General features: G+C 38.7%; 10 protein-coding genes. 4 read left to right on the forward strand and 6 right to left on the reverse strand.

The window, feature by feature from the left end:
- The first annotated feature begins 12 nt into the window (after nucleotides 1-12).
- Nucleotides 13-1,623 carry a T9SS type A sorting domain-containing protein gene (locus tag VZD24_RS11720; protein WP_342687716.1) on the forward strand — a complete coding sequence of 537 codons (1,611 nt, stop codon included), beginning with the start codon at nucleotides 13-15 and terminating at the stop codon, nucleotides 1,621-1,623.
- Nucleotides 1,624-1,677: 54 nt separating this feature from the next.
- On the opposite strand, the gene VZD24_RS11725 is transcribed toward VZD24_RS11720, so the two are convergent.
- The 5 genes from VZD24_RS11725 to VZD24_RS11745 all read right to left on the reverse strand — a co-directional run bounded on the left by VZD24_RS11725 (nucleotide 1,678) and on the right by VZD24_RS11745 (nucleotide 7,100).
- A complete protein-coding gene (locus VZD24_RS11725) occupies nucleotides 1,678-2,223 on the reverse strand; it encodes a hypothetical protein (RefSeq protein ID WP_279448984.1) in 546 nt (181 codons plus the stop codon).
- Between the two features lie 209 nt (nucleotides 2,224-2,432).
- A complete protein-coding gene (locus VZD24_RS11730) occupies nucleotides 2,433-2,972 on the reverse strand; it encodes a DUF4136 domain-containing protein (protein ID WP_279448983.1) in 540 nt (179 codons plus the stop codon).
- A 55-nt stretch (nucleotides 2,973-3,027) separates the two neighbouring features.
- Entirely contained in the window at nucleotides 3,028-5,037 is a 2,010-nt protein-coding gene (gene hutU / locus VZD24_RS11735; RefSeq protein WP_342687717.1) for a urocanate hydratase, read from the reverse strand.
- A 15-nt stretch (nucleotides 5,038-5,052) separates the two neighbouring features.
- Entirely contained in the window at nucleotides 5,053-5,223 is a 171-nt protein-coding gene (locus tag VZD24_RS11740; RefSeq protein ID WP_157881732.1) for a C1orf53 family protein, read from the reverse strand.
- Between the two features lie 251 nt (nucleotides 5,224-5,474).
- Nucleotides 5,475-7,100: a phage tail-like protein gene (locus VZD24_RS11745; protein WP_342687718.1), complete on the reverse strand. Its 1,626-nt coding sequence runs from the start codon at nucleotides 7,098-7,100 to the stop codon at nucleotides 5,475-5,477.
- A 252-nt stretch (nucleotides 7,101-7,352) separates the two neighbouring features.
- Here VZD24_RS11745 and era point away from each other — a divergent pair, with 252 nt between their 5' ends.
- A complete protein-coding gene (gene era / locus VZD24_RS11750; RefSeq protein ID WP_342687719.1) occupies nucleotides 7,353-8,240 on the forward strand; it encodes a GTPase Era in 888 nt (295 codons plus the stop codon).
- A 77-nt stretch (nucleotides 8,241-8,317) separates the two neighbouring features.
- Here era and VZD24_RS11755 read toward each other — a convergent pair whose 3' ends face one another.
- Nucleotides 8,318-8,806, reverse strand: coding sequence for a GTP-binding protein (locus VZD24_RS11755; protein WP_279448978.1), 489 nt, complete (start codon nucleotides 8,804-8,806; stop codon nucleotides 8,318-8,320).
- 81 nt (nucleotides 8,807-8,887) lie between these two features.
- On the opposite strand from VZD24_RS11755, the gene der reads away from it, so the two are divergent.
- Both der and VZD24_RS11765 read left to right on the forward strand, forming a co-directional pair.
- Nucleotides 8,888-10,195 (forward strand): ribosome biogenesis GTPase Der, encoded by a 1,308-nt coding sequence (gene der / locus VZD24_RS11760; RefSeq protein WP_279450214.1) that lies wholly within the window; start codon nucleotides 8,888-8,890, stop codon nucleotides 10,193-10,195.
- Nucleotides 10,196-10,465: 270 nt separating this feature from the next.
- A complete protein-coding gene (locus tag VZD24_RS11765) occupies nucleotides 10,466-10,846 on the forward strand; it encodes a hypothetical protein (RefSeq protein ID WP_279448977.1) in 381 nt (126 codons plus the stop codon).
- Nucleotides 10,847-10,879: the final 33 nt, after the last annotated feature.

Genomic DNA, 10,879 nt, shown 5'->3' on the forward strand with positions numbered 1-10,879 from the left:
AAAACCTATATTATGAAAACTATTATTACGTTTCTTGCATTATTTGGGGTAACGATTTTACACGCCCAATGGACTGCCGACACCGATGCGAATACACTTGTAGCAGAATCTGGAGAACTAGATGTACAGACGCGTGGCACTTCTGATGGGCAAACTTATGTAGTGTTTTGGAAAAATGTTGGACCACCAACAAATATTGAACTTCGCTTGCAAATTATGGATGCCGATGGCAACCAAACACTTGGTAGCGATGGTATGTTGGTTAGCGACCAAATTCCTATGAGTACTTCAACCGTAATTATGAATACAATCGTAGATGCCAATGACAATCTTTATATTGGTGCTACAGGAACAGCGGGCGGAGACCCTGCTTTTGTGTTTAAAATGGATACCGATGGCAATCATTTATGGGGTGCAAATGGAGTTCAAGTTGGTAGTGGGAATGTGGTAACAGTGCTACCGCTTTCAACAGGGGGAGCAATTGTTAGTTGGCTCTCTGGAAGTGGTGCAGTTATGCAAAAATACGACGATAACGGACTTGCCGTTTGGCCGTCAACTCAGCCGCTAACAACGGGTTCTGGAACTTCGTCTCCAGGAAACTTTTTTGAGATTGCAGGCGGCGAATATATAGCTGTTTTCCATAAATTATTAACGGGAATTAACTCTTTTCTATATGCGCAACGTTACGATGCAGATGGTAATCCGGTCTGGGGAAGTGCTGTTCAAATTTCTGACAGAGCTACTGCTTTTATTCGTTCGTACAAAGGCGTTCAGGATGGCGATGTAGTTTATATGGGTTATTATGCTTCAGCAGGAACACGTTTTGATTCGTATTTGCAGCGTATAAATCCTGACGGAACTTTACCTTGGGGTATAAATGGTTCTGATTTTGATACTGGCGAAACCGATTATGAAATGGAAACCGAAATAGCTTTTAAAAACGGCTCGCAATACGTTTGGTCAATTTCTACCTATAGAAATGAAACACAAAGCGAACGTGGCGAATACGTCCAAAAATTTAATAAAGATTCTGGCGCACGTGAATTAACCGATAACGCAAAAGTTGTTTTTCCAATAGGAAATGATAAATCGCACGCAGGTTCACTTCGCCTCAGAAACGACAATCCATTATTTTTGATGGAAGAAGGAGAAAACAATGGCGCCACGCCTACCACATTACATAGCGTTTATTTAAATGAAAACGGTGATTTTGCGTGGCCCGAAGAAACCCGTCCCGTAGCTACTTTTGCTGCAGCCAAAACAAGAGTGAATTTTACAAAAGAAGGAAATTCGCAGAACGTAGCAGTTTTTGTGGAAGACAAGGGCGACGGCCTAAAAATCTATGCGCAAAATGTAGTGGATGATACAGCAGGTGTTGAAGAATTTTCAGACACTTCAATATCTTTTGTAAATCCGGTAAAAGCTGAAATGATTATTAATAGCAATTCGCCAATTGAAGCAATTTCAATTTATAATGTTTTAGGGCAGCAGTTATTTTCAGCGAAATACAATTTGGAGACTTCGGTAAACGTAGATACGCAAAGTTGGAAATCAGGTATTTATTTTATGAAAATTTCTACTCACAAAGGGAATGTAAAAGGCATAAAACTGGTTAAACAATAAACTTTTAATTATCCCCAATTATTTAAAGCCTTCCTTTTTTTGAGGAGGGCTTTTTTATTCATTCTCTTCTTCTATATTATCCTCCTGAAAAACGAGCGGATGATCCTCGTCGCCAAGTCCCACAATTTTAATCATATTGATAACAGTGTTGTAAAGCATTAAAATAACCGAAACCATCCCACCGCTGAGCAGTGAGGAAAGAAAGAGCGTAGCCCAATAAATAGTGGAATACCAGGTCGTGGGCAATTCTTCAGATTCGGTGATGGGGATATTAAATATCTGAAAGAGTATAATAGCTATTACAAAAAGGATTGTGTCCAGTTTTGCAATTGCCATTACTTGGGTATAATGGGCTTGCTTTAATTTTGATTTGGAGCCAGAACTTATACCTAAAAGCGTAAGTAAAAGTGCCAAGATTGTTGCCGAAGCAAGCACAATGGTATTACAAAGCATGTTGATTCCCGGTAGGGAAGAGGTTATCAGTTTTTTTGCTTCATAACCTGAAATATTTCCCAGAAGAAAAACTCCCGTTCCGGTAATGACGGCAGCAATTAACCCCCCATATAATGATCGCCGATTGTATTTTGAAAGTTTTATCATCCGCTTTGTTGAGTTTCTTATTTTATTAGTGATCGTGCTTCTTTTGTAATTCTTTATAAAGTTTAAACAGCCTGTTTATATTTTAAAATGTGATTTCTTACAAATAAATTAGGCCGTCTTTTTTTTGCCAAGATGAAAATAAGTGAGCATTTTGATTTTAAAGATAAAAAAAAGGCTTTTATACAAATTGCATAAAAGCCTTTTTTTAACTACTTTTTCAGAGCTCCTGGCGGATACTCTGCTAATATTTTGGAGACTATTTCGCGAATTCGCTCCTCTTTGCGTTCCATATTTCCGGTTACTAAATCTGCACTCCCCATACCCTGCCAAACTAAATTGTTCGTTTTAGCATCTATTAAATCTATGTAAAGCGTGCCTTCAGCAGTTCGAGAAACATTTGTACCGCCATGATAGCTGCCATAATACCAAGGACTCCAACCCCATCCGTATCCAAAATTGCTATTGTATACATCAACGCGTTCACGCTCTTTTGTAAAAATACTAACGAGTAAATCTGGAGTCTCAGATTTTGCCATTCCTTTCATTATTAAATTTCCTTCAATGGCACGAAGAATACGTTTTTTATCTAAATCGCTAATTTCGGCTTTATCAATCCCTGGCTTAAAAAAAGCAAAGGAATTGTACTGATTAAAATTTGCTTTTTTGTCGAAATCCGATGCTACGCGAACGGTGGAGCAGGAAGTGAATGCAAAAAGCAGTAATAGGGGTAAAAATTTAAGTGCTTTCATCTTTTTCTTTTTTTTAGCCACAAATGCACAATTTAGTGAATTCGTGGTCGAATTTTTATGTGAATAATTTGTCATCAACAAAATTTGGAAGCGTTACCTTCAACTGCGGATTGTTTTCCATTGCACGTTTTATTGCAAATACAGCTTCGTCATTTCGTGCCCAACTACGTCTTGCAATTCCATTATTAACATCCCAGAAAAGCATATTTTCTAAGCGTCGTTGCGCATCTGTACTACCATCAAGAACCATTCCGAAACCACCATTAATCACCTCACCCCAGCCTACGCCACCGCCATTGTGGATGCTTACCCAGGTAGCGCCACGGAAGCTATCGCCAATAACGTTCTGAATTGCCATGTCTGCAGTAAACCGGCTACCGTCGTAAATATTGGATGTTTCACGATAGGGCGAATCGGTTCCTGAAACATCGTGATGGTCGCGACCTAAAACAACGTGTCCGATTTTACCTTCGGAAATAGCTTTGTTGAAAGCCGAAGCAATCTGCACGCGACCGTCAGAATCTGCATAAAGAATACGTGCCTGCGAACCGACTACCAATTTATTTTCCTGCGCTCCTTTAATCCAAGTTATGTTGTCCTGCATTTGCTGCTGAATTTCTTTAGGCGAATTTTTCATCAATTCTTCTAAAACTTCACACGCAATTTCATCGGTTTTTTGAAGATCTTCGGGTTTACCAGAAGCACAAACCCAACGAAATGGTCCAAAACCGTAATCGAAACACATTGGGCCCATTATATCTTGCACGTAAGATGGATATTTGAACTCCGATTGAGGTCTCGACTGCGCTCGACCTGACACCTTTTTATCATTCATAACATCTGCGCCCGCACGAGATGCTTCCAAAAGAAAAGCATTTCCGTAATCGAAGAAATAGGTTCCCTTTGCAGTGTGTTTATTGATTGCTTCCACTTGGCGGCGTAAACTTTTCTGAACTTCCTTTTTAAATTGCTCCGGATTGTTTGCCATCATTTCGTTGGCTTCTTCATAAGCTAATCCAACGGGATAATAGCCGCCCGCCCACGGATTGTGAAGCGAGGTTTGGTCGCTTCCCAAATCAATTTTTATGTTTTCCTCTGCAAATTTCTCCCAGACTTCCACCACGTTTCCGTCGTAAGCGATGGAAACAGTTTCTTTATTTGAAGTTGCTTCTTTTACACGTTTTGAAAGTTCGTCTAAATCTGAAATTACTTCATCTACCCAACCTTGACTATGTCTGGTTTCAGTGGCTTTTTTATTTACTTCGGCGCAAACCGTTACGCAACCTGCTATGTTTCCTGCTTTGGGTTGCGCGCCGCTCATTCCGCCCAAACCAGAAGTTACAAATAACCCGCCTTTCCGCTCTTTTTTAATTTTTCTGAAACCATTTAACACCGTAATCGTGGTTCCGTGAACAATTCCCTGTGGGCCAATGTACATATAGCTTCCCGCCGTCATTTGCCCGTATTGCGTTACTCCCAAAGCATTGAATTTTTCCCAATCGTCGGGTTTTGAATAATTCGGAATCATCATTCCGTTGGTAACAACAACTCTCGGCGCGTCTCTGTGCGATGGGAATAAACCCATTGGATGCCCTGAATACACTGCCAAGGTTTGCTCATCGGTCATTTCGGAAAGGTATTTCATTACCAAAAGATACTGCGCCCAGTTTTGGAAAACTGCGCCGTTGCCACCATAAGTAATTAGCTCGTGTGGGTGCTGCGCCACAGCGTAATCCAAGTTGTTTTGAATCATCAACATTATAGCTTTTGCTTGCTGAGATTTGCCAGGATATTCGTCAATTGGGCGTGCGTAAATTTTATAATCTGGACGGAATCGATACATATAGATACGCCCGTATTTTTCCAATTCCTCACGAAACTCGGGTAGGAGCATAGCGTGATGTTTTGGTTCAAAATAACGAAGGGCATTGCGCAACGCTAAATCTTTTTCTTCTTTTGAAAGAATTTCTTTTCGCTTTGGCGCGTGATTTATTGAAGCATCATATGCTTTCTTTTCAGGTAAAACTGATGGAATGCCTTGTTGTATTTGTTCTTTAAAAGTCATTATTAAAATTTATTTTTATTGATGTTTCCCTGTTTTTTTGTCGAATCCATACGGACAATGGCGACAACCGCTTTCGCAACAATATCCGCGTTTTAAGTGGTATTGTTCCGTAAAGCATTTGTAACCTTCGGGCGTTAAATAATAATCACCTTCTTCGAGTTCTATTTTTTTCTTTGGGAAAAGCATTGCGTAAAAATACGAAATTCAATGCTCAGTAGTAAGGGTAGTCTGCGCAGTTTTTAAAATTGAAATTTGGCACCTCAAATTTTTGAATTATGAATAGACATATAGTTTCTTTTAAATGAAATAAATCGAAACCTCCACTAGTCTCTTAATAGTAAAGAAAAGGTAATGGCTGTAAATAAAGGGAATTTAAAGAGAAAAAGGATATTGAGTCGTTTAGAAAATTCCCAAATTCTTTTTAAGAAATTAGATATCTACTTTACTTTTTTAATTGTGAAGTTGCTGCCACCCGCAACTCTCATAGTTACCGTTCCGCTATTAGCTTCTCGTTGAACTTCTATAACAAGTGTATCGCCGGCGTCTAGTTCAATAGATTCATTTAAGTGCAAGGAGCTATGATCATGATTAGCTGCATTTCTCATATACCCTGTAGCGGCTGTTGAGCCTGGATACCGCGTTGAACCTATAATAGGGTAAACTACAAACTCTGCATCTATATTGGTTCTGGCATTTGGTGAAGTTATGGCTATGTTGGCAGTTACCTGGTAACGCCCATCTTCTTGTATAACTATTTCATCTGAATTAGGTCCGGTAACAACTTCATAAAGTGATGGATCGTCATTCCATTGTTCATACCCAAAAATAGGAAGACTTGCCACTGCTTGGTTTAAATTAAAGGTTGTATTGCTATTAACGAATCTGGCTGAACGATTATCTGGACTTTGGGGAATCCATCTAGATTGAGCGGCATTCCAATAGTAAAACCCTGGTCTAACATCATCTTCATAACCTGCAGGTGAAAAATTGGTCGCTGTGTTAAACACAAGTAATCCATTTGCAGGATTCGAAATAGGCGAGGCATTATTTGCTGCGGTTAGGGTAACACGATTAACCAATAAGCCGCGATCGTTTGCGCCGAAATCTATTGATGAGCTACCATCGGGTACTACATTTGCTACTCCTATAGAACCCGTTGCGGCTAAATTTATATTGTCGATACCTTGCGGGTAGCCTGTGGGCGTATCGTTTTGAACCCCAATTTCTAAAAGACTACTTTCTACCCCAGACCCATTGCCGGAACCATTGTCGGAATAACTAATATAGCCATAATCGCTAGTACTGTTTACGTGACTTCTAAAAACGATGGAAGAAATCCCTCCGTCATCGCCATGTTCAAGTATTACTGTGCCGTCAGAGTTCGACGGAGCTGTGCCGGTTTCTTCAAAAATATGTAGAGGAGCATTTGGAGATATAATATTTATACCTACCTCACCATTGGTATAAATGTTATCATTAATACTATTGGGTGGACTGGTAGTTGATTCCTCAAACCAATCGGAATTAGCGAGAGTAAAAGCCGTATTGGTATTTAGACTAATTACTTGGCCAGTACTATTTACTCCTAAAAGGTTTAAAGGATTTCCTGCAAAGGTAGTTCCTCCATATCCTCCAAAGGTAAGGCGACGATTGTTGTCAATTTGTAATGCCACATTATTACCCGAATTAAAATTTAATGAATAACCGTTGAGCCCTACAGTTCTGGCGCCAATTAAATTATCGTCGGCCGCGTAAATACTTTTGTCGTCATTAGAAGCCTGAATTCGTATCCAGTTTGTGCCACTCCAATAATAAAACCCTTTTCCCGTGGTGATATTGGTGTTATATACCAATAAACTTTCTTCTATAGTTGTTGTGGTAATAGGAGCTTGGGTGTTTAAATCTGCAATATCTACTCTCGGGATTAAAATCCCTTTATCGTTATTTGAATCGTTAATATCTAGTAGTGATGATTCGGCAGGATCAGTATTTCCGATACCAACTTGTGAAAAGCTTTCAATGGATGCAATTAGCGCCACAAGTAAAATAATAGTTTTAGTCATCGTAAATTTCTATTAAAAGGATATAATTGTGCTAATTTATATTATTTATAACTTTATAATGAGATTAAAGTGAAAGAATTTCTGTAAAGTTTCTTGTTTCAATACTACACGCTATTAACAAAAACCTAAAAATATAGCCTTCTAACTAGATTAATAATCTATCTATAAAGCAGAATTTGTGGCCTGGATAGCTACTTATTTTTGACGGTTCGCCTAAAATAAATGTAAATTTGTAGAACCAATTCCAAAGAAATGACAAAACACAAAGCTGGATTCGTTAATATAATCGGAAATCCAAACGTGGGCAAAAGCACCTTGATGAACGCTTTTGTGGGCGAGCGGCTGTCCATAATAACTTCCAAGGCCCAAACCACACGCCACCGTATTTTGGGAATCGTAAACGGTGATGATTTTCAAGTGCTATTGAGCGATACCCCCGGAATTATAAAACCTGCCTACCAGCTGCAGGAGAGTATGATGGATTTTGTGAAATCTGCTTTTGAAGACGCCGATATTCTGCTGTACTTGGTGGAATTGGGTGAGAAGGAATTGAAGGATGAAGCCTTTTTCAATAAAATAACAAATTCAAAAATTCCAGTTTTACTTCTTATTAATAAAATTGACAAAGGCAATGAAGAGTTACTTTCCGAAGCAGTAAAAATGTGGAAGGAAAAAGTTCCGAATGCTGAAATATTTGCTATTTCGGCGCTTCAAAATTTTGGGGTCCCCGAAGTTTTTAATCGGATAATTGAATTGCTTCCAGAGTCGCCCCCATTTTATCCAAAAGATCAATTAACCGATAAACCCGAACGTTTTTTCGTAAACGAAGCCATTCGCGAAAAAATATTGATGCACTACAAAAAGGAAATTCCCTATTCAGTTGAAATAGACACTGAGGAGTTTTTTGAAGACGAAAACATTATCCGTATCCGAAGTATAATCATGGTAGAGCGCGAAACCCAAAAGGGAATCATTATCGGGCACAAGGGTTCGGCATTAAAAAGGGTTGGTATTGAAGCTAGAAAGGATTTGGAAAAATTCTTCGGAAAGCAAATACATTTAGAACTGTATGTGAAGGTTAATAAGGATTGGCGTAGTAATGAAAAGCAACTCCGTAGGTTTGGATACAATCAAAAGTAAATTTTAAAAATCACAAATCACAAATTCCAAATCCCAACATAGTATTCTTTGGAATTTGGGATTTGTGATTTGGAATTTTACCCTATGGTTTCTGTCATAAACTCATAGAGTTCCCGCATTCCGGGTTTTCCTTTTTTCTTGCCAAGTCTTCCTGCAACGTAGAGTACAATCCAGGTGAGAATTAAAATTACCGAAATTGAAATTTGAAGTCCGATGGAATTTCCCAAATTATAATTTGAGTAAAGCCAAGTTAAATTCACCATAAAAAGGATTCCCACCGCAACGTGAAAAAACATAAACATAGTCCAAACGGTTGGGTTTGGTCCAAAAAAACCGTGTAAGGAACAGGATTCTTCGTCTTTTTCAATTATTTCCAAATGCAACTGGGGCGACCAAAAGTGTTGTTGTTTTTTTGGTAATTTGAGAAAAATATGGTCATCTACGCAAGAAATGGTAAACTTGCTTTGGCACTTTTTTGCTTCCGAAAACTTTGTAAGTATCTGCGTGCAGGGTTGCTCCAGTTCTATTTGGAAACGTGGGCGTAAAACTATTTCATTCGAAAGCATTCTTAACTTATTTGAGTTTAAAGCGGTTAAAATAATATTTTTTCTGCCAACTAAAAGCTATTTTTGCACCCTAAACCAGAGATTATGAGCATTGTTGCCGTTGTAGGACGACCAAACGTAGGGAAATCTACTTTTTTTAATAGGCTAATTCAGCGTAGAGAAGCCATTGTTGACGCAGTGAGTGGCGTTACGCGCGATCGTCATTATGGTAAAAGTGATTGGAACGGAAAAGAATTTTCGTTGATAGATACAGGAGGTTATGTAAAAGGAAGCGACGATATTTTTGAAGCTGAAATAGACAAACAGGTTGAATTGGCCATTGACGAAGCCGATGCCATTATTTTTATGGTTGATGTGGAAAGCGGCGTTACAGGAATGGATCAAGAGGTTGCAAAACTGCTTCGTCGTTCAAAAAAACCAATTTTTTTAGCAATTAATAAAGTAGATTCCGCATCGCGCGTAAATGATGCTTTGGAGTTTTATTCGCTGGGTTTTGAAAACCAATACAATCTTTCTAGTATCAACGGGAGTGGCACCGGCGATTTACTCGATGATCTGGTAAAAGCATTGCCGGATAGAGAGGAACCGGATGATAGCGAGCTTCCACGATTTGCAGTTGTGGGCCGTCCCAATGCGGGGAAATCTTCATTTATAAATGCGCTCATCGGAAAAGACAGATATATTGTTACAGACATCGCGGGAACAACACGCGATAGCATAGACACGAAATACAATCGTTTTGGTTTTGAGTTTAACCTTGTTGATACTGCGGGAATTCGCAAAAAAAGCAAGGTAAAGGAAGATTTGGAATTTTATTCCGTGATGCGAAGCGTTCGAGCTATTGAGCATTGCGACGTAATTATTCTTGTTTTTGATGCCACTCGAGGCTTTGACGGACAGGTAGAAAATATTTTTTGGCTAGCACAACGTAATAATAAAGGAATCGTAATACTTGCAAACAAGTGGGATTTGGTGGAAGACAAGGAAAGTAGTAGCGTGAAGGATTACGAAAAATATATCCGTCAGCAAATTGAACCCTTTGTAGATGTGCCAATTGTTTTTGTTTCGGTTCTTACCAAACAACGAATTTACAAAGCAATTGAAACCGCGGTTGAGGTATACCAAAACCGAAGTAAAAAGGTAAAAACGAGCGAATTGAATGAAGTCATGCTTCCAATAATTCAAGCTTATCCGCCGCCAGCATATAAAGCTAAATATGTAAAAATAAAATTCTGCACGCAGCTGCCAACACCCTATCCAAGCTTTGCATTTTTCTGCAACTTACCGCAATATGTAAAAGATCCGTACAAGCGCTTTATTGAAAATAAACTTCGGGAAAATTTCGATTTTACCGGGGTGCCTATTACAGTTTATTTTAGGAAAAAATAAGTCATGCTTCGTTTGCGATTTTTTACAACTTCGCTTTTGCTGGAGTGTATTGTTTAAATAGGTAATTCGAGGTACGTGCTAGCTTTTCTGGTATAAGACGCAACCCATTATTCAACAAAAATACATACAGCAGCTTAATTATTGGCACCCGATTGCCGAAATTGAAAATTCTGAAAAATAAACTTCTCATAAAATAACGAATTAATATAAGTGCTGTTTTTTTATGAAAGGCAGCCTTTTTTATTAATTTAGCTATAAAGGAATATTATTATGAAAAATATTATTAAGTTTTTATTTCTTGCTTTTACGATGGTAAGCCTAGCTTCGTGCAGTTCGTCTAAAGCCAATACCTCCAGACCTAATAATAGAGGGAATAGTCAAGTTGCGGCGCCGGTTGTTCAAGAATACAAAGGTATTATTGTACATTCTACCGCGGAGGGCGATTGCGAATATGTAATTGCACTGGAAGATGATAGAACCGTTATGTTCGATCCCGTAAATTTGCTAGGTAATTTTAAAACGCACGGAATGCGTGTGTGGTTTACGTTCAGATCGTTAAAAATGCCTAATAGATGCGATAAAGCCAATCCTATTAGTATAACAGATATACGTGAACGAAAGGTGAAAGTAAAGAAACCTTCGGGCGAGTAATTGCAAGGTTACATTTACTAAAAGAGCTACTAA

The organism is Aequorivita flava (genome assembly GCF_038742595.1).
GTDB lineage: Bacteria > Bacteroidota > Bacteroidia > Flavobacteriales > Flavobacteriaceae > Aequorivita > Aequorivita marisscotiae.

What these genes read in the sequence shown, in the direction of transcription:
- VZD24_RS11720 (WP_342687716.1), top strand. Translation starts at nt 13, where the DNA reads ATGAAAACTATTATTACGTTTCTTGCATTATTTGGGGTAACGATTTTA.
- VZD24_RS11725 (WP_279448984.1), bottom strand. Translation starts at nt 2,223, where the DNA reads ATGATAAAACTTTCAAAATACAATCGGCGATCATTATATGGGGGGTTA.
- VZD24_RS11730 (WP_279448983.1), bottom strand. Translation starts at nt 2,972, where the DNA reads ATGAAAGCACTTAAATTTTTACCCCTATTACTGCTTTTTGCATTCACT.
- hutU (WP_342687717.1), bottom strand. Translation starts at nt 5,037, where the DNA reads ATGACTTTTAAAGAACAAATACAACAAGGCATTCCATCAGTTTTACCT.
- VZD24_RS11740 (WP_157881732.1), bottom strand. Translation starts at nt 5,223, where the DNA reads ATGCTTTTCCCAAAGAAAAAAATAGAACTCGAAGAAGGTGATTATTAT.
- VZD24_RS11745 (WP_342687718.1), bottom strand. Translation starts at nt 7,100, where the DNA reads ATGACTAAAACTATTATTTTACTTGTGGCGCTAATTGCATCCATTGAA.
- era (WP_342687719.1), top strand. Translation starts at nt 7,353, where the DNA reads ATGACAAAACACAAAGCTGGATTCGTTAATATAATCGGAAATCCAAAC.
- VZD24_RS11755 (WP_279448978.1), bottom strand. Translation starts at nt 8,806, where the DNA reads ATGCTTTCGAATGAAATAGTTTTACGCCCACGTTTCCAAATAGAACTG.
- VZD24_RS11765 (WP_279448977.1), top strand. Translation starts at nt 10,466, where the DNA reads ATGAAAAATATTATTAAGTTTTTATTTCTTGCTTTTACGATGGTAAGC.